Origin of the sequence: Myroides odoratimimus (genome assembly GCF_030326305.1) — a bacterium.
Classification (GTDB): Bacteria; Bacteroidota; Bacteroidia; order Flavobacteriales; family Flavobacteriaceae; genus Flavobacterium; species Flavobacterium odoratimimum_A.
This window is the reverse complement of record NZ_JACAKB010000013.1, coordinates 60,129-81,116: the sequence shown is the minus strand read 5'-3', so window position 1 is coordinate 81,116 and position 20,988 is coordinate 60,129. Positions and strand designations below refer to the sequence as shown.

Sequence of the window (20,988 nt, the reverse complement as noted above, 5' to 3'; positions counted from 1 at the left end):
GAACAAAAAACCTCATTTTAGAGACTATCAAAACGAATGAAAAAATAAGATACTCTAAATAACCATAAACACATCATAATAGTTAAAAAAAAGAATTATTCACAATACATTAATTTAAGAATATTGTTCAACTCCACTATAACTATACCAAAAAACAAAAAAGCGGTAGATATGTAAGTATATCTACCGCTTTTTTACTTATAAAAGAACTATCTTTTAACTTTAAAAGCATTCCCTTGAGGGTAGTAAGCTATATCACCTAATTCTTCCTCTATTCTTAACAACTGATTATACTTAGCCATACGATCAGATCTTGATGCAGAACCAGTTTTAATTTGTCCACAATTCAATGCTACAGCTAAATCAGCAATTGTACTATCTTCAGTTTCACCAGAACGGTGAGACATAACAGACGTAAATCCAGCATTTTTAGCCATATTAACAGCAGCTATTGTCTCTGTAAGTGTTCCTATTTGATTTACTTTAATCAAAATAGAGTTACCTATACCTTCATTAACACCACGCTCTAGTCTAGCTACATTAGTAACAAATAAATCATCACCTACTAACTGAACTTTATCACCTATCTTATCAGTTAAATACTTCCAACCATCCCAATCATCTTCATACATACCATCTTCAATAGAAATTATTGGGTATTTCTCCACTAACTCAGCTAAGTAATCCGCTTGCTCTTGAGAGCTACGTACTTTACCTAATTCTCCTTCGAACTTAGTGTAATCATATTTGCCATCTACATAAAACTCAGAAGCAGCACAGTCTAAAGCAATCATAATCTCATCACCAAATCTATAACCTGCATTCTCAACTGCTAACTTAATAGAATCAAGAGCATCTTCAGTACCTTTTAATGTAGGAGCAAATCCACCTTCATCACCTACAGCCGTACTTAATCCTCTCTCATGTAAAACTTTTTTCAAATGATGGAATATCTCAGTTCCCATTTGCATAGCATGCGTAAAAGTTATTGCTTTTACAGGCATGATCATAAACTCTTGAAATGCAATAGGAGCATCAGAGTGAGACCCCCCATTAATAATATTCATCATTGGAACAGGTAGCGTATTTGCAGAAACACCACCTACATAACGATATAATGGCATTCTTAACTCATTTGCTGCCGCTTTAGCCACAGCTAAAGAAACACCTAAAATAGCATTGGCTCCTAAATTTCCTTTATTACTAGTACCATCTAATTCAATCATCAATTGGTCAATAGTATTTTGTTCGAAAACACTAACACCTACGATGTGCTCAGCAATTATGTTATTTACGTTATCAACAGCTTTTAATACCCCTTTTCCTAAGAAAGCTTTACCGCCATCGCGTAATTCTACTGCTTCGTGCTCACCTGTAGAAGCTCCAGATGGAACTGCAGCGCGACCTAACATACCACTTTCAGTAATAACATCTACTTCTACTGTAGGATTCCCTCTAGAATCTAATATCTGACGTGCATGCACACTAATAATTGTACTCATAAATTGTGTCTTAAAATTTAGTATAAACAAATTTACAACTTTAATTGAACTTACTTAATACAGATAAGAAATAAAGTTTATATATAACGAAAGGAACTACACAGTAGCTCCTTTATTATTTTTTATATTTTCAACAAATTCATCAAATAAATATCTTGAATCATGAGGTCCAGGACTAGATTCAGGATGGTATTGTACAGAAAAAACATTCTTATTTTTCATCTTCATACCAGCTACCGTACCATCATTTAAATGTAAATGTGTCAGTTCAAGATTAGGATGTTTACTCAACTCTTCTTTATTAATTGCAAATCCATGATTCTGTGAAGTAATCTCACCTTGAGTAGATTTCAAATTCATAACAGGATGATTCACGCCACGATGTCCACTAAACATCTTGAAAGTACTTACACCTTGAGATAATCCAATCAACTGATGTCCTAAACAAATACCAAAAACTGGAAGTCCAGAATCTATAACTTTATTAACTGTGTCAAGAACTCCTAATTTTGCTAAAGCTTGTGGATCACCAGGTCCGTTAGATAGAAAATATCCATCAGCGCTAAAAGCTACTAACTCATCATAAGAAACATTGTATGGAAATACCTTAACATAACAATCTCTCTCCTCGAAACAACGTAATATATTAGTTTTAATACCAAAATCAATTGCCGCAATCTTATGAGATGCATTAGGATTACCAAAGTAGTAAGCCTCTTTAGTAGATACTTTAGAAGACAACTCAAGTCCTTCCATAGAAGGAACACTCTCTAATATCACTTTTAACTCCTCAATTGATTTACCGTCTGTTGAAATAATAGCATTCATAGCACCATTATCTCTAATATGAGCAGTAAGAGCACGTGTATCAACATCAGAAATAGCTATAAGGTTAGCCTTTTCTAAATAAGTCAATAAATCTGATTCTGAATTTGGACGCGAATGATAATAACTAAAGTTTTTACAAACTAAACCAGAAATCTTAATTCCATCAGAATCAACTTCATCAACATTAACCCCATAATTACCAATATGAGCTGTTGTTGACAACATGATTTGACCAAAGTAAGAAGGATCTGTAAAGATTTCTTGATAACCTGTCATTCCAGTGTTAAAACAAATCTCTCCGTATGCTGTACCTTCTACACCAACCGACTTACCAAAAAAAACAGTTCCATCTTTTAGAACCAAAACTGCCTTCTTTCTTTCTGAATATTCCATTGTATTGTTGTGTTGTATTAATTTTTAGCAAAAATAAAAAAAAAAGGACATCCTTATAAAGAATGTCCTTAATATTATAAATAACAAAAATAAATTTTGTTGATACTATTCATTAGTTTCAGCTTCATTAGAAGTTGCCTCAGTCGCAGGAGCTTCAGCAGCTTTCTTTTTACCTCTACGAGTTGAAGATTTTTTAGCCTCTTTTTTAGCAACATTGTATAATTCATTGAAATCAACGAACTCAATCATAGCCATATCAGCATTATCTCCTAAACGATTACCTAATTTAATAATACGAGTATATCCACCTGGACGATCTCCTACTTTTTGAGCTACTTCTCTAAATAGTTCAGTAACTGCGTCTTTGTCTCTCAAATAAGAGAAAACAACACGACGGTTATGAGTATCGTCAGTTTTAGCTTTAGTTACTAATGGCTCAATAAACTGCTTTAAAGCTTTAGCTTTAGCAACAGTAGTATTGATACGCTTGTGCTCAATTAAAGAACAAGCCATATTAGCAAGCATAGAATTTCTATGTCCTGCTTTTCTACCTAAGTGATTTATTTTCTTTCCGTGTCTCATTTCTTACTAGAATTTAGACTTTACAGTCTAGTTTATTCTTTATCTAATTTGTATTTTGATAGATCCATCCCGAAATTAAGTCCCTTAACAGCCACTAACTCTTCTAATTCAGATAAAGACTTCTTACCGAAGTTTCTAAATTTCATCAAGTCGTTTTTGTTAAATGACACTAAGTCTCCTAATGTATCTACTTCAGCCGCTTTCAAACAATTCAATGCTCTAACTGAAAGATCTAAATCAACTAGTTTAGTTTTTAGAAGCTGTCTCATATGAAGAGATTCCTCATCATAAGATTCAGTTTGTGCAATCTCATCTGCCTCTAATGTAATTCTCTCATCTGAGAATAACATAAAGTGGTGTATTAATGTTTTTGCAGCTTCAGTTAACGCATCTTTTGGATGAATAGAACCATCGGTAATGATATCAAAAACTAACTTCTCATAGTCAGTTTTTTGCTCAACACGATAGTTTTCGATAGCATACTTAACGTTCTTAACTGGAGTATAAATTGAGTCAGTAAAGATAGTACCAATAGGAGCATTAGGTTTTCTATTCTCTTCAGCTGGTACATAACCTCTTCCCTTCTCAATAGTAAGATCCATATTAATAGTTACATTACTATCCATATTACAGATAACTAATTCTGGATTCAGAATCTGGAAACTAGAAATGAATTTCTGGAAATCACCTGCAGTCAACTGTTCTTTACCAGAGAAAGAGATACTAACAGTTTCATTATCAACATCTTCAATTTGACGTTTAAAACGAACTTGTTTTAGGTTAAGAATGATTTCAGTAACATCCTCAACTACACCAGCGATAGTAGAAAACTCATGATCTACTCCTTCAATACGAACTGAAGTAATTGCATATCCTTCAAGAGAAGAAAGAAGAACTCTCCTTAATGCATTACCTATTGTCAATCCATATCCCGGTTCTAAAGGTCTAAATTCGAATTTGCCTTTAAAATCGGTCGAATCAATCATGATAACTTTATCGGGCTTTTGAAAATTAAATATTGCCATATTTGTTTCGACTGAATGTCAATTATTATTTGTTGTACAACTCTACGATTAACTGTTCTTTGATGTTTTCAGGAACTTGAAGTCTTTGAGGTACAGAAACAAATGTTCCTTCTAACGTTTCAGGATTCCAAGTAATCCATTCGTAAACAGCGCTAGAATTAGATAATGAACGTTCGATAGTCTCTAGAGATCTTGATTTTTCACGAACAGCAACTTTATCACCAGGTTTCAATTGGTATGAAGGAATATTTACTAACTCCCCATTTACAGTAATATGTCTATGAGAAACGATTTGACGTGCAGCTCTACGAGATGGAGCAATTCCCATTCTGTAAACTACGTTATCTAATCTTGATTCACATAATTGAATTAATACCTCACCAGTAACTCCACGAGCTGCAGCAGCTTTTTTGTATAAGTTTCTGAATTGTTTTTCTAAAATACCGTAAGTATATTTAGCTTTTTGTTTTTCCAATAACTGGATAGCATATTCAGATTTCTTACCTCTTTTTCTTGCTAAACCATGTTGTCCTGGAGGGTAATTTCTTTTTTCTAAAGATTTATCATCTCCGAAAATTGCTTCACCGAACCTACGTGCGATTTTTGTTTGTGGACCAGTATATCTTGCCATTTCTTAATAAAATTGAAAAAAGGTAGGGATTATGAATTCAGGTCACTTTCCTCCGATAATCTATTCCTACCTTTGGTTATACTATAAATTAAACTCTTCTTCTCTTTGGAGGACGACATCCGTTGTGTGGCATTGGAGTAATATCGATAATCTCTGTTACTTCGATTCCACCATTATGTAAAGATCTGATTGCAGATTCTCTTCCGTTTCCAGGTCCTTTTACATAAACTTTTACTTTTTTCAATCCTGCCTCAAGTGCAACTTTACCGCAATCTTCTGCAGCCATTTGAGCAGCGTAAGGAGTGTTCTTTTTAGAACCTCTGAATCCCATTTTACCTGCTGATGACCAAGAAATCACTTCACCTTTTTTGTTAGTTAATGAAATGATGATATTGTTAAACGTCGCATTAATATGAGCTTCACCTGTTGACTCAACAAGTACTTTACGTTTTTTTGTATTCGCTTTAGCCATATTACTACTTATTATTTAGTTGCTTTTTTCTTGTTAGCAACAGTTTTTCTTTTACCTTTTCTTGTTCTAGAGTTATTCTTAGTTCTTTGTCCTCTTAATGGAAGACCAGCTCTATGACGGATACCTCTGTAGCATCCGATATCCATTAAACGTTTGATGTTTAATGAAATCTCTGAACGTAATTCTCCTTCAATTGTGAATTGACCTACTGCTTCACGGATAGCTCCGATCTCATCGTCATTCCAATCTTGAACTTTTTTATTTTCGTCAACTTTAGCTCTTTCTAGAATTTCTTTAGCTCTACTTGAACCAATTCCAAAAATATAAGTTAAAGCAATGATTCCTCTTTTGTGTTTAGGTATATCTACCCCTGCGATTCTTGCCATAATTATCCTTGTCTTTGTTTAAATCTAGGATTCTTTTTATTAATAACGTAAAGTCTACCTTTTCTACGTACTATAATGCACTCGGCACTTCTTTTTTTAACTGATGCTCTTACTTTCATTTTAATAGCCTCTTTAATATCTATAAGTAATTCTTGCTTTGGTCAAATCGTAAGGGCTCATCTCTAATTTTACTCTGTCACCAGGTAATAATTTGATATAATGCATACGCATCTTACCTGAGATATGGGCGATTACTACGTGTCCATTTTCTAATTCCACACGGAACATAGCATTTGATAATGCTTCAATAATTGCTCCGTCTTGTTCTATTGCTGATTGTTTTGCCATAAAAACTAAGCTGTTGCTCTTCTATTTTTACCACTTGTCATCATGCTATCATACTGTTTGTTCAGTAAATAAGCATTGACTTGTTGAATTGTATCGATTACAACACTTACCATAATCAATAACGATGTTCCTCCATAAAACATAGCCCAACCTTGTTGAACTCCTAATAAACTTACCACAATAGCAGGGAAAACTGCGATTAATGCTAAGTAAAGAGAACCTGGGAATGTTATTAAAGACATGATTCTATCTAAGAAATCGCCTGTCTCACTACCTGGCTTAACACCTGGTATAAAACCACCACTTCTCTTTAGATCATCAGCCATCTTATTTGTTGGTACTGTAATTGCGGTGTAAAAGTACGTAAAAATTATGATTAATAAAGCAAAAAGTGCATTATACTCCCAACCAAACACATTATGAAATGTTGTACTGATTGATTTAGCAGTATCTGAAGTTGACAAACCTGCTACTGCAGCTGGCACAAACATGATCGCCTGAGCAAAAATGATTGGCATAACTCCTGATGCATTTAACTTTAATGGAATCCACTGACGATTACCGCCTAACATAGATTGATCATAAGTTCCTGAAGCACTTCTTCTTGCATATTGAACCGGTATACGTCTCACAGCAAGAGTTAAATAGATACAAGCAACAATGATTAACAACCATAAAATTACTTCTATAACCACCAACATAGGTCCTCCATTATTTTCAGTAATTCTCGATTGGAATTCTTGGATGAAAGACATTGGAAGTCTCGCAATAATACCAACCATAATCAATAATGAAATCCCATTTCCAATACCTTTATCAGTAATTTTTTCACCTAACCACATTGCAAAAACAGTTCCGGTCACTAGTATAATTACTGAAGAAAACAAGAATGAGAAAGAATTGAAACCTAACAAAAATGCATCTGGTGGTAATTGCACATACAAGTTATAGATGTAACTAGGCCCTTGTAATAAAGTAATACCGATTGTCAACCATCTTGTTATTTGGTTCATCTTCTTTCTACCGCTTTCTCCATCATTTTGTAGTTTTTGTAGATAAGGAACCGCGATTCCCATTAACTGAACTACTATGGAAGCAGAAATATAAGGCATAATACCTAATGCAAATACAGATGCTTGCGCAAATGCACCACCTGTAAAAACATTTATTAACCAACCGATACCTTGATCAGTTTGATCAGTTAAAGCTTGCAATTTCGTTGCGTCAATACCTGGAAGGGTAACTTGTGTACCAAAACGGTACACAAGCAATAACCCTAAAGTTATCAAGATTTTGTTCTTTAACTCTTCAATTTTCCAAATACTGGCTAATGTTTCAAAAAACTTCTTCATCTTGTTTATTAAGATTTTATAACGTTACAATTTCTCCACCAGCTGCCTCGATTGCCTCTTTAGCAGATGCTGAAAACTTGTGTGCAGAAACTTTTAATTTTGCTTTTATCTCTCCACGCCCTAAAACCTTAACTAAACTATTTTTAGAAGTTAATCCTAACTCAACTAAAAGAGCAAAATCAACAGTGTCTTTTACTACTCCGCTATCAACTAAAGATTGTAATTTTTCTAAGTTAATAACATCATACTCTACTCTATTGATGTTTTTAAAACCAAATTTAGGAACACGTCTTTGAAGTGGCATTTGTCCTCCTTCAAATCCGATCTTTCTTGAATATCCTGAACGTGATTTAGCACCTTTGTGTCCTTTTGTAGAAGTTCCTCCTTTACCAGACCCTTCACCACGACCAACACGTTTGTTTTGGTTGTGTACTGAACCTTTTGCTGGTTGTAAATTACTTAAATTCATACTCTACAATATTATTTAGCCTCCTCTACAGAAACTAAGTGTTGAACTTTACTTACCATTCCTAAGATTGCAGATGTAGCATCATGTTCTACAACTTGACCAATCTTACGAAGTCCTAAAGCCTCTAATGTTCTCTTTTGTACAAGAGGACAATTAATTTGGCTTCTTACTTGTTTTACTTTAATTTTTGACATAACTCTCTCAAATTAACCTTTAAATACTTTTTCTAAAGAAATTCCTCTTTGTTTTGCAACTGTAGAAGCACTTCTTAAACGTAATAAAGCGTCAAAAGTAGCCTTCACCACGTTGTGAGGATTTGAAGATCCTTGAGATTTAGATAATAAATCTTTAATCCCTACAGACTCTACAACCGATCTCACAGAACCTCCAGCGATAACTCCAGTACCCAAAGATGCAGGCATCAATAATACTCTAGCTCCACTGAATTTTCCTTTTTGTTCGTGAGGAATAGTATGACCATTTAAAGGAACTCTAACTAAGTTTTTCTTTGCATCCTCTACTGCTTTAGCGATTGCTTCAGAAACGTCTTTTGATTTACCCAAACCATGACCCACTACACCGTTCTCGTCACCTACTACTACTACAGCTGAGAATCCAAAAGCTCTTCCCCCTTTAGTAACTTTAGTAACACGGTTTACACTAACCAAACGATCTTTAAGATCAAGACCTGTTGGTTTTACAAATTCTACGTTTTTATAATTTTGATACATAACTAATTAGAATTTTAATCCAGCTTCTCTAGCGCCTTCAGCTAATGATTTAACACGACCGTGGTATAAATAACCTCCTCTATCGAAAGATACAGTTTCTACACCAGCTTTCAAAGCTTTCTCTGCAATTAGTTTCCCAACCGATGCAGCAGTTTCAATATTGGTTCCTCTTGTTATCCCAGCTTCTCTTGAAGATGCTGCAGCTAGAGTTACTCCATTCACGTCATCTATGATTTGCGCATAGATTTCTTTATTACTTCTGAATACAGAAAGTCTTGGCTTAGCAGCAGTACCGCTAACAATCTTTCTAATTCTGAATTTAATACGTTGTCTTCTTTCAGATTTTGTTAATGACATAGTCTTAATTTTTAAGCTGATTTACCTGCTTTTCTTCTTAACTCTTCACCCACAAACTTGATACCTTTTCCTTTGTAAGGTTCTGGTTTACGGAATGAACGGATTTTTGCTGCTACTTGACCAACTAGTTGTTTGTCAAATGAAGTTAATTTAACGATTGGATTTTTACCTTTTTCAGATATAGTTTCCACTGTAACTTCTTTTGCAATATCCATTACGATATTATGAGAGAAACCTAAAGCTAAATCTAACTTTTGTCCTTGATTAGCAGCACGGTATCCTACCCCAACCAATTCCAAACTGATAGTAAATCCTTCTGAAACTCCTTTAACCATATTGTTGATTAAACTACGGTATAATCCGTGTTTAGCTCTTTCAATCTTATCATCAGAAGAACGCTCAACGATTACTTGGTCTTCTTCAACTTTAATACTAACTGTATCAAACTTTTGAGAAAGCTCTCCTAATTTACCTTTTACAACAATCTCTCCTTCTTTAACGTCAACCGTTACTCCAGCAGGGATCGCTATTGGACTTTTACCTATTCTTGACATCTCTTAGTCTTTTTAAATTAGTATACGTAACAAACAACTTCTCCACCAACATTCAATTGTTTCGCTTGCTTTCCAGTCATCAATCCTTTTGATGTTGAAACGATAGCGATTCCTAATCCATTAAGGATTCTAGGAAGATCTGCTGCAGAAGCGTATTTACGCAAACCTGGTTTACTAATTCTTTGGATATCTCTAATTACAGACTCTTTTGTGTCTTTATCATATTTCAAAGCTATTTTGATTGTTCCTTGAACTGAACTATCATCAAATTTATAGCTTAAGATATATCCTTGATCGAATAATATTTTCGTGATTTCTTTTTTGAAGTTTGAAGCTGGAATTTCAACCACTTTGTGGTTAGCTCTCACAGCGTTTCTAACTCTTGTAAGGAAATCTGCTATTGGATCTGTATACATGTTTTTACCTTTAAATCTTAATTACCAACTTGCCTTTTTTACTCCAGGTATCAATCCATTATTTGCCATTTCACGGAATGTAACACGAGAAATACCGAATTGACGCATATACCCTCTTGGTCTTCCTGTTAACTTACATCTGTTGTGTAAACGAACTGGAGAAGCATTTTTAGGTAACTTTTGTAATCCTTCATAGTCACCAGCTTCTAAAAGAGCTGTTCTCTTAGCAGCATATTTATCTACTAATGCTTGTCTTTTAACCTCACGGGCTTTCATTGATTCTTTAGCCATACTTAATTCTTTTTAAAAGGTAATCCTAATTCAGCAAGTAAAGATTTCGCTTCTTTATCTGTTTGAGCAGATGTAACGAAAGTGATATCAAAACCAGCGATTTTGTTAACTTTATCGATATTGATTTCAGGGAAAATGATTTGCTCAGTAACACCTAAGTTATAATTTCCTCTTCCGTCAAAACCATCAGATTTAATACCTGAAAAGTCTCTTACACGTGGTAAAGCTGAAGTTACTAAACGATCTAAAAATTCATACATTCTCTCTCCACGTAACGTTACTTTTGCCCCGATTGGCATTCCTTTTCTTAATTTAAAAGTAGCAACGTCTTTCTTAGAGATAGTAGCTACTGCTTTTTGTCCTGTAATTTTAGTTAACTCCTCAACAGCGTAATCAACTAATTTTTTATCAGAAACAGCAGCACCAACTCCACGGCTAACAACGATTTTCTCAAGTTTTGGAACTTGCATTACGTTTTTATAACCGAATTCCTCAGTAAGAGCAGAGATAACTCTGCTTTTATATTCTTCTTTAAGTCTTGGTATATAAGCCATAACTATAATACTTGATTTGATTTTTTAGAAACTCTTACATTTTTTCCGTTCTCGTTTTTCACGATAGCTACTTTTGTAACTTCGTTCGTCTTAGGATCTACGATCGCTAAGTTTGAGATTTGGATTGGAGCCTCTTTTTTAACAATTCCACCTTGAGGGTTAGAAGCACTTGGCTTCACGTGTTTTGAAATAATATTCACCCCTTCAACAATAGCTTTGTTCTTTTCACGTAATACACGTACAACTTTACCTTCAGTACCTTTATGGTCACCAGCGATAACGCGTACAGTATCTCCTGTTTTTATCTTTAGCTTAATCATGTTTAGAACGAATTATAACACCTCTGGTGCTAATGATACAATTTTCATGAATTGTTTTTCACGAAGTTCTCTCGCAACCGGACCAAAAACACGAGTTCCTTTCATCTCTCCAGCAGCATTTAACAATACACATGCGTTATCGTCAAATCTGATGTAAGATCCGTCAGCTCTTCTCACCTCTTTTTTAGTACGAACTACAACTGCAGTTGAAACGCTACCTTTTTTCACGCTTCCGTTTGGAGTTGCTTCTTTAATTGAAACTACAATTTTATCACCTACAGAGGCATAACGACGTTTCGTTCCTCCTAAAACACGGATAGTCAAAACTTCTTTTGCACCCGTATTATCTGCTACTTTAAGTCTAGATTCTTGTTGTACCATAATTATTTCGCTCTTTCAATGATTTCAACTAATCTCCAACATTTTGACTTAGATAATGGACGTGTCTCCATAATCTTTACAGTATCACCAATGTTGCAATCATTTGTTTCGTCGTGTGCAACGTATTTTTTCGTTTTCAACACGAACTTACCATATAATGGGTGTTTTACTCTCTTTACTTCAGACACAACAATAGATTTCTCCATTTTATTGCTAGTAACAACACCTATTCTCTCTTTTCTTAATTTTCTATTTTCCATCTTTCGGCAGAATACAATTATTGTAACTCTCTTTTACTTAACTCTGTATTCACTCTTGCAATACTTCTTCTTACGTTTCTCAACTGTAATGGATTCTCGATTGGAGAGATTGCGTGAGCAGATCTTAAGTTATTATATGTGCTAGTCAACTGTACCAGTTGCTCTTGTAATTCAGCTACAGATAGATTTACTATTTCTGATTGTTTCATGATAAAAATTTTATTATGCTTCGAAATCTCTAGCAATTACAAATTTAGTTTTTACAGGAAGTTTTTGAGCAGCTAAGCGTAATGCTTCTTTTGCTACTGAAATTGGCACTCCACCAACTTCGAACATAATTTTTCCTGGTTTTACCACAGCAACCCAGTATTCTACTGCACCTTTTCCTTTACCCATACGTACCTCTAGAGGCTTTTTAGTAATAGGTTTGTCTGGGAAAATTTTAATCCATAACTGCCCTTCACGTTTCATGAAACGAGTAGCAGCGATACGCGCTGCCTCGATTTGACGTGAAGTGATAAATGCAGAGTCCATAGATTTGATTCCAAACATACCATTTGAAAGTTCATGCCCTCTTTGAGAAATCCCTTTCATTTTACCTTTCTGTACCTTACGGTATTTTGTTCTTTTAGGCTGTAACATTTTTCTTCAGTTTAAAAATTACTTTCTTTTGCGTGGGTTAGATTTACCTTTTGGAGATCCTGCTGATTTAGATTGTTTTTTATCCATTCCAGCTAACGGAGAAAGATCTCTCTTACCGTAAACCTCACCTTTCATGATCCACACTTTAATTCCCATTCTACCATAAGTAGTGTGAGCTTCAGCAAGTGCATAATCGATGTCTGCTCTGAAAGTTGACAACGGAATTCTTCCTTCTTTGAAAGTCTCAGAACGAGCCATTTCAGCACCGTTTAAACGACCAGAAATCATTACTTTGATTCCTTCAGCATTCATTCTCATCGCTGCAGCCATAGCCATACGGATAGCTCTACGGTAAGAAATTCTGCTTTCGATTTGACGAGCGATACTAGCAGCCACTAAGTATCCGTCTAATTCAGGACGTTTGATTTCAAAGATATTGATTTGAACTTCCTTATCAGTAATCTTTTTCAATTCCTCTTTTAACTTGTCTACCTCTTGTCCACCTTTTCCGATAATGATACCAGGTCTAGCAGTAGTGATAGTAACGGTTACAAGTTTTAAAGTTCTTTCGATGATTACTTTAGATACACTAGCTTTTGATAAACGAGCATGGATATACTTTCTGATCTTGTGATCTTCAGCGATTTTGTCACCGTAGTCATTTCCACCATACCAGTTTGAGTCCCATCCTCTGATAATACCAAGGCGATTCCCGATTGGATTAGTCTTTTGTCCCATACTGCTTATTAATTGCTTTGTGTGTTATTATTAGATCCTAATACGATTGTTACGTGATTAGAACGTTTTCTGATTCTGTGTGCTCTACCTTGAGGTGCAGGACGAAGTCTTTTTAACATCATTCCTCCATCTACTCTGATTTCTTTAACGATCAATCCAGCTTCTTCTATATTAGCGTCGCTGTTTTTCGCTTGCCAGTTAGCAATTGCAGACAAAAGTAATTTCTCTAAATTACGAGAAGCATCTTTTGAACTGAATTTTAATATATTTAGAGCTTTTTCTACTTTCTGTCCTCTTACTAAATCCGCTACTAAACGCATTTTTCTAGGAGAAGTAGGGCAATTGTTTAGCTTTGCAAAAGCAACTTGCTTGTTAGCTTCTTTAATTTGCTCAGCTCTTTCTCTTTTACGAACTCCCATAGCTTCTTATTATTTTTTACCTTTATTCTTTGCACCAGCGTGACCTCTAAACGATCTTGTTGGTGAAAATTCCCCTAATTTATGTCCTACCATGTTCTCTGTTACATAAACAGGAACAAACTGACGACCATTATGTACTGCGATAGTTTGTCCAACAAAATCAGGTGTAATCATTGAAGCTCTTGACCAAGTCTTGATAACTCCATTTTTTCCACTTTCTATGTTTACTTGAACTTTCTTCTCTAATTTATAGTGAACATAAGGTCCTTTTTTTAACGAACGTGCCATGTCTTAATCTTTTATTTCTTTCTACGTTCAACGATATACTTATTACTCGACTTAACTTTAGAACGAGTTCTGTACCCTTTAGCAGGCATCCCGTTTCTAGAACGTGGGTGTCCTCCTGACGAACGACCTTCTCCACCTCCCATTGGGTGATCTACTGGGTTCATTGCTACTGGTCTAGTTCTAGGTCTTCTACCTAACCATCTTGATCTACCTGCTTTACCAGAAACGATTAATTGGTGATCGTGGTTAGACACTGCTCCGATAGTAGCCATACATTCTAATAAAATCAAACGGATCTCTCCAGAAGGCATTTTAATAGTAGCATATTTACCATCTCTAGCAACTAACTGAGCGAAAGTACCTGCTGAACGAGCGATAACTGCTCCTTGTCCAGGACGTAATTCGATACAAGATATAACAGTTCCTAAAGGAATTTTGCTTAAAGGCATTGCATTACCAACTTCTGGTGATGCTTCTGCTCCTGAAACTACAGTTTGTCCAACTTTCATACCGCTTTGTGCAATAACGTATGATTTAGCTCCATCTACATAAGCAATCAAAGCGATGAATGCTGTACGGTTTGGATCATACTCAATTGACTTAACAGTAGCTGGGATACCAACTTTAGTTCTTTTAAAATCAACTATACGGTATCTTTGTTTATGACCACCACCCATGTAGCGCATGGTCATTTTTCCTTGACTATTTCTACCTCCAGATTTTTTTTTCGGTGCTAGTAAACTACGCTCCGGCTTATCAGTTGTTATAGCGTCAAAACTATTTACAACTCTAAAACGCTGACCTGGGGTAATAGGTTTTAATTTTCTAACTGACATTATTTATTAGATATTTGAATAAAAGTCTATACTATCTCCTTCTTTCAATTCAACTATTGCTTTCTTGTATGCATTAGTTTTAGCGTTGATCATTCCACTTTTCGTGTACTTAACAGAACGCTTTGCAGCATAGTTCATAGTATTCACGTTAACAACAGAAACTCCATAAGCAGCCTCAACTGCTTTTTTAATTTCAATTTTGTTCGCTTTTCTATCAACAACAAACCCAAAACGGCCAAAAGTTTCGCCGTCTTTAGTTATTTTTTCTGTAATTATAGGCTTAATTAAAACACTCATGTTCCTATTATTTACTTAAATTTTCTACAATTCCTGCTACAGAACCCTCAGTTAACACTAAACTTCCAGCATTTAAAATACTGTAAGTGCTTAATTCAGAGTTAGTTACAACAGCAGCCTTCCCTAAATTGCGTGATGACAAATATACATTTTTATTTGATTCACCAAACACAAATAGAGATTTTTTATTTTCCAACCCTAAACCTTTCAATACGTTGATGAAATTTTTAGTACTTGGAGCCTCGAAATTAAAGTTCTCAACTACGATTAAATTTGATTCTTTCACTTTGATAGAGAAAGCAGATTTTCTCGCTAAACGTTTTAAACTTTTGTTTAATTTGAAAGAGTAGCTTCTTGGTCTTGGCCCGAAGATTCTTCCTCCTCCACGGAAAACTGGTGATTTAATACTTCCTGCTCTTGCAGTACCAGTTCCTTTTTGCTTCTTAATCTTACGCGTACTTCCAGAGATCTCAGCTCTTTCTTTAGCTTTGTGAGTACCTTGTCTTTGATTTGCTAAATATTGTTTAACATCAAGATATACTGCGTGATTATTTGGTTCTATACCGAATACTGAATCTAAAAGCTCAACTTTTCTACCAGTATCTTTTCCTGTGATATCTAAAACTTTTACTTCCATTACTTCTGAACGATTACATAAGAGTTTTTGTGTCCTGGAATTGCTCCCTTAACCACAAGTAGATTTTTATCAGCTACTACTTTTAAAACTCTAAGGTTTTGTACTGTTACATTTACTCCTCCAGTTCTTCCTGCCATACGCATTCCTTTGAATACTCTTGATGGGTAAGAAGAAGCTCCAATAGATCCTGGCGCTCTTAAACGGTTCTTTTGACCGTGAGTTACCTGACCAACTCCACCAAAACCATGACGTTTTACAACCCCTTGGAATCCTTTTCCTTTAGATACACCTTGTACATCTACGAATTCTCCTTCTAAGAATAAATCTGCAGTGATTACATCACCTAATTTATACTCTCCAGCAAAATCTTTGATCTCAACGACTTTTCTCTTAGCAGATGTTCCAGCTTTTTTAAAGTGACCTAACTCAGCTTTAGTAGCATGTTTATCTGTCTTGTCATCGAAACCAAGTTGTAACGCTTCATACCCGTCAACCTCAATGGTTCTGACTTGGGTAACGACATTAGGACCCATTTCGATTACTGTACATGGAATGTTTTTTCCATTCTCATCGAAAATACTAGTCATGCCGATTTTTTTACCAATTAACCCAGACATAAATATTAATTATTAATTATAAAATTTTATTTTATTTTCTAAAAGAACTAAGTATTGGTGACTATAACACCAATACTTAGCCTCTGATATTCTTATTGAATCTTGTTATTTATCACACTTTGATTTCAACTTCAACACCGCTTGGTAACTCTAATTTCATTAAAGCATCAATCGTTTTAGAAGATGAAGAATAGATATCTAACAATCTTTTGTATGAACTTAACTCAAACTGCTCTCTTGCTTTTTTGTTCACGTGAGGAGAACGAAGAACAGTAAAGATTTTTTTATGAGTAGGTAATGGAATAGGTCCAGTTACTACTGCTCCTGTACTTTTTACAGTTTTTACGATTTTCTCTGCTGATTTATCAACCAACATATGATCGTAAGATTTTAATTTTATTCTGATTTTTTGACTCATTTTACTCTAAAATTAAGCGTTACCTTTTGCTTTAGTGATTACTGCCTCTGAAATGTTTGATGGTGTTTCAGAGTAGTGAGAGAACTCCATTGTAGAAGTTGCTCTACCAGATGATAATGTTCTTAATGTAGTTACATATCCGAACATTTCTGATAATGGAACAGAAGCTTTAACAACTTTTGATCCAGCTCTATCATCCATGCTGTTGATTTGTCCACGACGACGGTTCAAATCTCCAACGATATCACCCATGTTTTCTTCAGGAGTCAATACTTCTAACTTCATGATAGGCTCTAAGATGATCGCACCTGCAGCTTTAGCAGCAGCTTTGTATCCCATTTTAGCAGCTAATTCGAACGATAATGCATCCGAGTCAACCGCGTGGTAAGAACCGTCAGTTAAAGTTACTTTCATAGAATCCATTTCGAATCCAGCTAAAGGTCCTTGTTTCATCGCCTCTCTAAATCCTTTCTCTACAGAAGGGATATATTCTTTAGGAACGTTACCACCTTTAACTTCATTCACGAACTGTAATCCAACGAATGGTTTTCCATCAACGTCATCAGCAGGTCCCATTTTGAATACGATATCAGCAAACTTACCACGTCCACCAGATTGCTTTTTATAAGCTTCTCTATGTTGTGCTTCACGTGTAAGAGCTTCTTTGTACTCAACTTGTGGCTCTCCTTGATTAACTTCAACTTTGAACTCACGTCTCATACGGTCGATCAATACGTCTAAGTGTAACTCACCCATACCAGAGATTACAGTTTGTCCAGACGCTTGGTCAGTTTTAACTGTAAAAGTTGGATCTTCCTCAGCTAATTTAGCTAAAGCAGTACCCATTTTATCCATATCCGCTTTTGTTTTTGGTTCAATAGCGATACCGATTACAGGGTCTGGGAATATCATACTTTCTAATACGATAGGTTTTTTCTCATCACATAAAGTATCTCCAGTTTTGATATCTTTAAATCCTACAGCAGCTCCAATATCTCCAGCCTCAATATATTCAACTGGGTTTTGTTTGTTAGCGTGCATTTGGTAGATACGAGAAATACGCTCTTTGTTTCCAGAACGAGTATTCAATACATAAGATCCAGCGTCTAAGTGTCCTGAATAAGCTCTAAAGAATGCTAAACGACCTACGAATGGGTCAGTAGCAATTTTAAATGCTAATGCAGCGAACGGCTCAGTAACCGATGGCTTACGTACGATTGGCTCTTCAGTATCAGGATCTGTACCTTCGATAGCTTCCTTATCCATTGGAGAAGGTAAGTAACGACATACAGCATCTAACATGAACTGAACACCTTTATTTTTGAATGAAGATCCACAAGTCATAGGGATGATACTCATATCAAGAGTAGCAGCACGTAAAGCTACGTGGATTTCGTCCTCTGTGATTGAGTTCTCATCTTCCATAAATTTCTCAAGAAGATTTTCATCATAAGCAGCAATCTCCTCGATTAATTGACCTCTGTATTGTTTTACATCATCAACCATATCCGCAGGGATATCAACAACGTCAAAAGTAGAACCATGATTCTCATCATGCCATACAATTGCACGGTTTTTAACTAAGTCAACGATACCTTTGAAATCAGCCTCATCACCAATAGGTAAAACGATTGGCACAGCGTTAGATTTCAACATATCTTTAACTTGTTGACATACTGCTAAGAAGTTAGCTCCTTGACGGTCCATTTTATTAACGAACCCCATACGTGGAACTTTATAATTATCAGCTAATCTCCAGTTAGTTTCAGACTGAGGCTCAACACCATCAACTGCACTAAACAAGAATACTAATCCATCTAATACACGTAAAGAACGGTTTACCTCTACAGTAAAGTCAACGTGTCCAGGAGTATCAATAATATTGAAGTGGTACTCCATAGATTCAGGTATTTTAGCACCTTGAACTGTTGGGAAATTCCAAGTACATGTAGTAGCTGCCGATGTAATAGTAATACCTCTTTCAGCCTCTTGCTCCATCCAGTCCATTGTAGAAGATCCTTCGTGAGTCTCTCCCATTTTGTGGTTTTTACCTGTATAGAACAAAATACGCTCTGTAGTTGTTGTCTTACCAGCATCGATGTGTGCAGCGATACCAATGTTTCTTGTATATTTTAAATCTCTTGCCATTGTATATAGTTTCTGTATGGATTAAAATCTAAAGTGAGAGAATGCTTTATTAGCTTCAGCCATTTTATGAGTATCCATTCTCTTTTTAACAGCAGCTCCTTCTTCTTTAGCAGCAGCTAAGATTTCAGATGCTAATTTTCCAGCCATAGATTTCTCATTTCTTTTTCTCGCATACAAAATCATCCATTTCATCGCCATAGAAATTTTTCTATCTGGACGAATTTGCATTGGAATTTGGAATGTAGCTCCACCTACACGACGAGAACGAACTTCTACGTGTGGCATAACGTTAGTTAACGCATCTTTCCAAATTTCTAATGAAGATTTTTCTTCATCTTGTTTTTTCTCCTCAACGATCTCTAAAGCATCATAGAATACTTTAAAAGCTGTTGATTTCTTACCGTCCCACATTAAGTTGTTTACAAAACGCGTAACTAATTGATCATTAAATTTTGGATCTGGTAAAAGAGGTCTCTTTTTCGCCTGTCTTTTTCTCATGTCTTCTTCTTAAACGTTTAAACGATTATTTTTTGTCTTTAGGACGTTTTGCTCCGTATTTAGATCTTCTTTGTGTTCTACCGTTTACTCCAGCAGTATCCAAAGCTCCACGTACGATGTGGTATCTAACACCTGGCAAATCTTTTACCCTTCCACCTCTAACTAATACTATCGAGTGCTCTTGTAAATTGTGTCCTTCTCCTGGGATGTATGCGTTTACTTCATTACCATTTGTTAAACGTACCCTTGCAACTTTACGCATTGCAGAGTTTGGTTTTTTAGGTGTAGTAGTATAAACACGCGTACAAACTCCTCTTCTTTGAGGACAAGAATCCAAAGCAACCGATTTACTCTTCTTAGTCAATTGGGTTCTCCCTGTTCTTACTAATTGTTGAATTGTTGGCATAATGTTTATTAATAATTTCTACAATATATTATTCCGCACTATATACGGGGTTGCAAATGTATAACTATTTTTTATTTATTCAAACCTCAAAGCATTAATTTTCAACATAATTAATTTTTTTTATCAACAATTCGCCTTTTACCTCTTTTTTTCTCTTTATGCAATACTTATTCAAAAGTTATCAACACTATTCCGCTTTCTTTTTAGTAATCTAGCATTTGTTTAAAAACCTCTCTTTTATCTCCTAAGAGTATTCTAAAAACAAACCCGCTCTCTCTTCTCTCCTCTTATCTCTCACAAAAAATATTCTGTTTTATTTCATTAGGATACCATATTATACCCTCTACTATATATTATAGTATATACTATCTAATATTTTTATAAATAGCACTAAAGTCAAATACTTAAAATCTATCTTTGCACGTTTTTTAAATTATATTATAAGTAACTTTGCCCCATGGAACAGGACAATCAGATATTTGGTATTCGTGCAATCATCGAAGCCATAGAAGCAGGAAAAGATATAGATAAGGTATTCATTCAGAAAGAAGCTTCTGGAGAGTTAATGAGTTCTCTTCTTAAGACTTTAAAGAAGAATAACGTAAACTTCTCTTATGTACCTATCGAAAAACTAAATAAACTAACTAATAAAAATCATCAAGGAGCTGTAGCTAACATCTCTCCTATCTCTTTTACTTCACTAGAAACATTAGTAGAAGGTGTATTAGAGAAAAAAGAGAAACCTCTTTTCGTCATCCTAGATCAGATATCAGATGCTCGTAACTTCGGTGCTATTATACGTACTGCTGTATGCTGTGGTGCAGATGGTATCATCATATCTAAGAATGGAGCTGCTCCAGTAAACGGAGATACAGTAAAAACATCTGCTGGTGCTGTATTTAATATTCCTATCTGTAAAGTAGACCACATTAAGGATGCAGTATTCTATCTACAAGGATCTGGTGTAGTAACACTAGGCGCAACAGAGAAAGCAGAAAAAGAAATCTATGATGTAGATCTAAATGTACCTGTAGCGATCATTATGGGAAGTGAAGATAAAGGTATCAACCCATCTGTACTTAAAATCATAGATGAGAAAGCAAAATTACCAATGTTTAGCACAATAGATTCACTAAACGTATCTGTAGCGTGTGGAGCATTTTTATACGAAACAATTAGACAAAGAAGATAA

General features: G+C 35.2%; 35 protein-coding genes. 1 reads left to right on the top strand and 34 read right to left on the bottom strand.

Features of this window, described 5'->3' with window-relative positions:
• Positions 1–209: 209 nt before the first annotated feature.
• The 34 genes from eno to rpsL all read right to left on the bottom strand — a co-directional run bounded on the left by eno (position 210) and on the right by rpsL (position 19,796).
• The gene (gene eno / locus HX049_RS11035; protein WP_286415826.1) at positions 210–1,502 is read right to left on the bottom strand and encodes a phosphopyruvate hydratase; all 1,293 of its coding nucleotides are present in this window, start codon (positions 1,500–1,502) and stop codon (positions 210–212) included.
• Between the two features lie 96 nt (positions 1,503–1,598).
• Positions 1,599–2,723 (bottom strand): glutamine-hydrolyzing carbamoyl-phosphate synthase small subunit, encoded by a 1,125-nt coding sequence (carA, locus tag HX049_RS11030; RefSeq protein ID WP_286415825.1) that lies wholly within the window; start codon positions 2,721–2,723, stop codon positions 1,599–1,601.
• A gap of 105 nt (positions 2,724–2,828) precedes the next feature.
• Positions 2,829–3,305, bottom strand: a complete 477-nt coding sequence (rplQ, locus tag HX049_RS11025; RefSeq protein WP_006259470.1) for a 50S ribosomal protein L17 — start codon at positions 3,303–3,305, stop codon at positions 2,829–2,831.
• Between the two features lie 32 nt (positions 3,306–3,337).
• Positions 3,338–4,330, bottom strand: a complete 993-nt coding sequence (locus HX049_RS11020) for a DNA-directed RNA polymerase subunit alpha (protein ID WP_006259471.1) — start codon at positions 4,328–4,330, stop codon at positions 3,338–3,340.
• A gap of 25 nt (positions 4,331–4,355) precedes the next feature.
• Positions 4,356–4,961 carry a 30S ribosomal protein S4 gene (gene rpsD, locus HX049_RS11015; RefSeq protein WP_253113371.1) on the bottom strand — a complete coding sequence of 202 codons (606 nt, stop codon included), beginning with the start codon at positions 4,959–4,961 and terminating at the stop codon, positions 4,356–4,358.
• A gap of 88 nt (positions 4,962–5,049) precedes the next feature.
• Entirely contained in the window at positions 5,050–5,433 is a 384-nt protein-coding gene (gene rpsK, locus HX049_RS11010; RefSeq protein WP_006259473.1) for a 30S ribosomal protein S11, read from the bottom strand.
• Positions 5,434–5,444: 11 nt separating this feature from the next.
• Complete coding sequence (gene rpsM / locus HX049_RS11005; protein WP_006259474.1) at positions 5,445–5,819, bottom strand: 30S ribosomal protein S13; 375 nt, start codon at positions 5,817–5,819, stop codon at positions 5,445–5,447.
• Positions 5,820–5,821: 2 nt separating this feature from the next.
• Positions 5,822–5,938, bottom strand: coding sequence for a type B 50S ribosomal protein L36 (gene ykgO, locus HX049_RS11000; protein WP_002987490.1), 117 nt, complete (start codon positions 5,936–5,938; stop codon positions 5,822–5,824).
• 13 nt (positions 5,939–5,951) lie between these two features.
• Positions 5,952–6,167 carry a translation initiation factor IF-1 gene (gene infA, locus HX049_RS10995; RefSeq protein ID WP_002987492.1) on the bottom strand — a complete coding sequence of 72 codons (216 nt, stop codon included), beginning with the start codon at positions 6,165–6,167 and terminating at the stop codon, positions 5,952–5,954.
• Positions 6,168–6,172: 5 nt separating this feature from the next.
• Positions 6,173–7,519, bottom strand: a complete 1,347-nt coding sequence (gene secY / locus HX049_RS10990) for a preprotein translocase subunit SecY (protein WP_006259476.1) — start codon at positions 7,517–7,519, stop codon at positions 6,173–6,175.
• A 16-nt stretch (positions 7,520–7,535) separates the two neighbouring features.
• The gene (gene rplO / locus HX049_RS10985) at positions 7,536–7,988 is read right to left on the bottom strand and encodes a 50S ribosomal protein L15 (protein WP_041894027.1); all 453 of its coding nucleotides are present in this window, start codon (positions 7,986–7,988) and stop codon (positions 7,536–7,538) included.
• A gap of 11 nt (positions 7,989–7,999) precedes the next feature.
• Positions 8,000–8,182: a 50S ribosomal protein L30 gene (rpmD, locus tag HX049_RS10980; RefSeq protein ID WP_006259478.1), complete on the bottom strand. Its 183-nt coding sequence runs from the start codon at positions 8,180–8,182 to the stop codon at positions 8,000–8,002.
• Between the two features lie 12 nt (positions 8,183–8,194).
• Positions 8,195–8,719, bottom strand: coding sequence for a 30S ribosomal protein S5 (gene rpsE / locus HX049_RS10975; protein ID WP_006259479.1), 525 nt, complete (start codon positions 8,717–8,719; stop codon positions 8,195–8,197).
• A gap of 6 nt (positions 8,720–8,725) precedes the next feature.
• Entirely contained in the window at positions 8,726–9,076 is a 351-nt protein-coding gene (gene rplR / locus HX049_RS10970) for a 50S ribosomal protein L18 (RefSeq protein ID WP_006259480.1), read from the bottom strand.
• An 11-nt stretch (positions 9,077–9,087) separates the two neighbouring features.
• Entirely contained in the window at positions 9,088–9,630 is a 543-nt protein-coding gene (gene rplF / locus HX049_RS10965; RefSeq protein WP_006259481.1) for a 50S ribosomal protein L6, read from the bottom strand.
• Between the two features lie 17 nt (positions 9,631–9,647).
• Entirely contained in the window at positions 9,648–10,046 is a 399-nt protein-coding gene (rpsH, locus tag HX049_RS10960) for a 30S ribosomal protein S8 (RefSeq protein WP_006259482.1), read from the bottom strand.
• A 21-nt stretch (positions 10,047–10,067) separates the two neighbouring features.
• On the bottom strand, positions 10,068–10,337 hold the full coding sequence (rpsN, locus tag HX049_RS10955; protein ID WP_006259483.1) for a 30S ribosomal protein S14: 270 nt from the start codon (positions 10,335–10,337) through the stop codon (positions 10,068–10,070).
• Between the two features lie 2 nt (positions 10,338–10,339).
• The gene (rplE, locus tag HX049_RS10950) at positions 10,340–10,891 is read right to left on the bottom strand and encodes a 50S ribosomal protein L5 (protein ID WP_006259484.1); all 552 of its coding nucleotides are present in this window, start codon (positions 10,889–10,891) and stop codon (positions 10,340–10,342) included.
• Positions 10,892–10,893: 2 nt separating this feature from the next.
• A complete protein-coding gene (gene rplX, locus HX049_RS10945; RefSeq protein WP_286415824.1) occupies positions 10,894–11,211 on the bottom strand; it encodes a 50S ribosomal protein L24 in 318 nt (105 codons plus the stop codon).
• 12 nt (positions 11,212–11,223) lie between these two features.
• Positions 11,224–11,592: a 50S ribosomal protein L14 gene (gene rplN / locus HX049_RS10940; RefSeq protein ID WP_006259486.1), complete on the bottom strand. Its 369-nt coding sequence runs from the start codon at positions 11,590–11,592 to the stop codon at positions 11,224–11,226.
• A gap of 2 nt (positions 11,593–11,594) precedes the next feature.
• On the bottom strand, positions 11,595–11,852 hold the full coding sequence (gene rpsQ / locus HX049_RS10935; protein WP_006259487.1) for a 30S ribosomal protein S17: 258 nt from the start codon (positions 11,850–11,852) through the stop codon (positions 11,595–11,597).
• Between the two features lie 17 nt (positions 11,853–11,869).
• The gene (rpmC, locus tag HX049_RS10930; RefSeq protein WP_006259488.1) at positions 11,870–12,061 is read right to left on the bottom strand and encodes a 50S ribosomal protein L29; all 192 of its coding nucleotides are present in this window, start codon (positions 12,059–12,061) and stop codon (positions 11,870–11,872) included.
• 13 nt (positions 12,062–12,074) lie between these two features.
• Complete coding sequence (gene rplP / locus HX049_RS10925) at positions 12,075–12,494, bottom strand: 50S ribosomal protein L16 (protein WP_006259489.1); 420 nt, start codon at positions 12,492–12,494, stop codon at positions 12,075–12,077.
• 18 nt (positions 12,495–12,512) lie between these two features.
• The gene (rpsC, locus tag HX049_RS10920; protein ID WP_006259490.1) at positions 12,513–13,232 is read right to left on the bottom strand and encodes a 30S ribosomal protein S3; all 720 of its coding nucleotides are present in this window, start codon (positions 13,230–13,232) and stop codon (positions 12,513–12,515) included.
• A gap of 8 nt (positions 13,233–13,240) precedes the next feature.
• Complete coding sequence (rplV, locus tag HX049_RS10915; RefSeq protein ID WP_006259491.1) at positions 13,241–13,651, bottom strand: 50S ribosomal protein L22; 411 nt, start codon at positions 13,649–13,651, stop codon at positions 13,241–13,243.
• 9 nt (positions 13,652–13,660) lie between these two features.
• Complete coding sequence (gene rpsS / locus HX049_RS10910) at positions 13,661–13,939, bottom strand: 30S ribosomal protein S19 (protein WP_286415823.1); 279 nt, start codon at positions 13,937–13,939, stop codon at positions 13,661–13,663.
• 11 nt (positions 13,940–13,950) lie between these two features.
• Positions 13,951–14,775 carry a 50S ribosomal protein L2 gene (gene rplB, locus HX049_RS10905; RefSeq protein ID WP_286415822.1) on the bottom strand — a complete coding sequence of 275 codons (825 nt, stop codon included), beginning with the start codon at positions 14,773–14,775 and terminating at the stop codon, positions 13,951–13,953.
• A 6-nt stretch (positions 14,776–14,781) separates the two neighbouring features.
• Positions 14,782–15,072: a 50S ribosomal protein L23 gene (gene rplW, locus HX049_RS10900; RefSeq protein WP_006259494.1), complete on the bottom strand. Its 291-nt coding sequence runs from the start codon at positions 15,070–15,072 to the stop codon at positions 14,782–14,784.
• A gap of 7 nt (positions 15,073–15,079) precedes the next feature.
• On the bottom strand, positions 15,080–15,709 hold the full coding sequence (gene rplD / locus HX049_RS10895; protein ID WP_006259495.1) for a 50S ribosomal protein L4: 630 nt from the start codon (positions 15,707–15,709) through the stop codon (positions 15,080–15,082).
• The gene (gene rplC / locus HX049_RS10890; RefSeq protein WP_286415821.1) at positions 15,709–16,326 is read right to left on the bottom strand and encodes a 50S ribosomal protein L3; all 618 of its coding nucleotides are present in this window, start codon (positions 16,324–16,326) and stop codon (positions 15,709–15,711) included. The genes rplD and rplC overlap by 1 nt, the downstream gene beginning before the upstream one ends.
• Positions 16,327–16,438: 112 nt before the next feature.
• Complete coding sequence (gene rpsJ, locus HX049_RS10885) at positions 16,439–16,744, bottom strand: 30S ribosomal protein S10 (protein ID WP_006259497.1); 306 nt, start codon at positions 16,742–16,744, stop codon at positions 16,439–16,441.
• 12 nt (positions 16,745–16,756) lie between these two features.
• Positions 16,757–18,892, bottom strand: a complete 2,136-nt coding sequence (fusA, locus tag HX049_RS10880) for an elongation factor G (RefSeq protein WP_286415820.1) — start codon at positions 18,890–18,892, stop codon at positions 16,757–16,759.
• 21 nt (positions 18,893–18,913) lie between these two features.
• Complete coding sequence (gene rpsG, locus HX049_RS10875) at positions 18,914–19,390, bottom strand: 30S ribosomal protein S7 (RefSeq protein WP_006259499.1); 477 nt, start codon at positions 19,388–19,390, stop codon at positions 18,914–18,916.
• 25 nt (positions 19,391–19,415) lie between these two features.
• The gene (gene rpsL / locus HX049_RS10870) at positions 19,416–19,796 is read right to left on the bottom strand and encodes a 30S ribosomal protein S12 (protein WP_002987523.1); all 381 of its coding nucleotides are present in this window, start codon (positions 19,794–19,796) and stop codon (positions 19,416–19,418) included.
• Positions 19,797–20,253: 457 nt separating this feature from the next.
• Here rpsL and rlmB point away from each other — a divergent pair, with 457 nt between their 5' ends.
• Positions 20,254–20,988, top strand: coding sequence for a 23S rRNA (guanosine(2251)-2'-O)-methyltransferase RlmB (gene rlmB / locus HX049_RS10865; protein WP_286415819.1), 735 nt, complete (start codon positions 20,254–20,256; stop codon positions 20,986–20,988).

Coding starts and splice junctions, on each gene's coding strand:
- rplC (WP_286415821.1), bottom strand. CDS start 16,326: ATGTCTGGGTTAATTGGTAAAAAAATCGGCATGACTAGTATTTTCGAT.
- rpsE (WP_006259479.1), bottom strand. CDS start 8,719: ATGTATCAAAATTATAAAAACGTAGAATTTGTAAAACCAACAGGTCTT.
- rplO (WP_041894027.1), bottom strand. CDS start 7,988: ATGAATTTAAGTAATTTACAACCAGCAAAAGGTTCAGTACACAACCAA.
- rplQ (WP_006259470.1), bottom strand. CDS start 3,305: ATGAGACACGGAAAGAAAATAAATCACTTAGGTAGAAAAGCAGGACAT.
- carA (WP_286415825.1), bottom strand. CDS start 2,723: ATGGAATATTCAGAAAGAAAGAAGGCAGTTTTGGTTCTAAAAGATGGA.
- rpmD (WP_006259478.1), bottom strand. CDS start 8,182: ATGTCAAAAATTAAAGTAAAACAAGTAAGAAGCCAAATTAATTGTCCT.
- rplE (WP_006259484.1), bottom strand. CDS start 10,891: ATGGCTTATATACCAAGACTTAAAGAAGAATATAAAAGCAGAGTTATC.
- fusA (WP_286415820.1), bottom strand. CDS start 18,892: ATGGCAAGAGATTTAAAATATACAAGAAACATTGGTATCGCTGCACAC.
- rpsN (WP_006259483.1), bottom strand. CDS start 10,337: ATGGCTAAAGAATCAATGAAAGCCCGTGAGGTTAAAAGACAAGCATTA.
- HX049_RS11020 (WP_006259471.1), bottom strand. CDS start 4,330: ATGGCAATATTTAATTTTCAAAAGCCCGATAAAGTTATCATGATTGAT.
- rlmB (WP_286415819.1), top strand. CDS start 20,254: ATGGAACAGGACAATCAGATATTTGGTATTCGTGCAATCATCGAAGCC.
- rpsS (WP_286415823.1), bottom strand. CDS start 13,939: ATGGCACGTTCGTTAAAAAAAGGACCTTATGTTCACTATAAATTAGAG.
- rpsM (WP_006259474.1), bottom strand. CDS start 5,819: ATGGCAAGAATCGCAGGGGTAGATATACCTAAACACAAAAGAGGAATC.
- rpsK (WP_006259473.1), bottom strand. CDS start 5,433: ATGGCTAAAGCGAATACAAAAAAACGTAAAGTACTTGTTGAGTCAACA.
- rplV (WP_006259491.1), bottom strand. CDS start 13,651: ATGGGAGTTCGTAAAAGAGAAAGAGCTGAGCAAATTAAAGAAGCTAAC.
- rplD (WP_006259495.1), bottom strand. CDS start 15,709: ATGGAAGTAAAAGTTTTAGATATCACAGGAAAAGATACTGGTAGAAAA.
- rpsH (WP_006259482.1), bottom strand. CDS start 10,046: ATGTATACAGATCCAATAGCAGATTTCCTTACAAGAGTTAGAAACGCT.
- rpsC (WP_006259490.1), bottom strand. CDS start 13,232: ATGGGACAAAAGACTAATCCAATCGGGAATCGCCTTGGTATTATCAGA.
- rplP (WP_006259489.1), bottom strand. CDS start 12,494: ATGTTACAGCCTAAAAGAACAAAATACCGTAAGGTACAGAAAGGTAAA.
- rplR (WP_006259480.1), bottom strand. CDS start 9,076: ATGTCATTAACAAAATCTGAAAGAAGACAACGTATTAAATTCAGAATT.
- rpsL (WP_002987523.1), bottom strand. CDS start 19,796: ATGCCAACAATTCAACAATTAGTAAGAACAGGGAGAACCCAATTGACT.
- rpsQ (WP_006259487.1), bottom strand. CDS start 11,852: ATGGAAAATAGAAAATTAAGAAAAGAGAGAATAGGTGTTGTTACTAGC.
- rplF (WP_006259481.1), bottom strand. CDS start 9,630: ATGTCAAGAATAGGTAAAAGTCCAATAGCGATCCCTGCTGGAGTAACG.
- rplX (WP_286415824.1), bottom strand. CDS start 11,211: ATGATTAAGCTAAAGATAAAAACAGGAGATACTGTACGCGTTATCGCT.
- rplW (WP_006259494.1), bottom strand. CDS start 15,072: ATGAGTGTTTTAATTAAGCCTATAATTACAGAAAAAATAACTAAAGAC.
- rpsJ (WP_006259497.1), bottom strand. CDS start 16,744: ATGAGTCAAAAAATCAGAATAAAATTAAAATCTTACGATCATATGTTG.
- rplN (WP_006259486.1), bottom strand. CDS start 11,592: ATGGTACAACAAGAATCTAGACTTAAAGTAGCAGATAATACGGGTGCA.
- eno (WP_286415826.1), bottom strand. CDS start 1,502: ATGAGTACAATTATTAGTGTGCATGCACGTCAGATATTAGATTCTAGA.
- infA (WP_002987492.1), bottom strand. CDS start 6,167: ATGGCAAAACAATCAGCAATAGAACAAGACGGAGCAATTATTGAAGCA.
- rpsG (WP_006259499.1), bottom strand. CDS start 19,390: ATGAGAAAAAGACAGGCGAAAAAGAGACCTCTTTTACCAGATCCAAAA.
- secY (WP_006259476.1), bottom strand. CDS start 7,519: ATGAAGAAGTTTTTTGAAACATTAGCCAGTATTTGGAAAATTGAAGAG.
- rpmC (WP_006259488.1), bottom strand. CDS start 12,061: ATGAAACAATCAGAAATAGTAAATCTATCTGTAGCTGAATTACAAGAG.
- rplB (WP_286415822.1), bottom strand. CDS start 14,775: ATGTCAGTTAGAAAATTAAAACCTATTACCCCAGGTCAGCGTTTTAGA.
- ykgO (WP_002987490.1), bottom strand. CDS start 5,938: ATGAAAGTAAGAGCATCAGTTAAAAAAAGAAGTGCCGAGTGCATTATA.
- rpsD (WP_253113371.1), bottom strand. CDS start 4,961: ATGGCAAGATATACTGGTCCACAAACAAAAATCGCACGTAGGTTCGGT.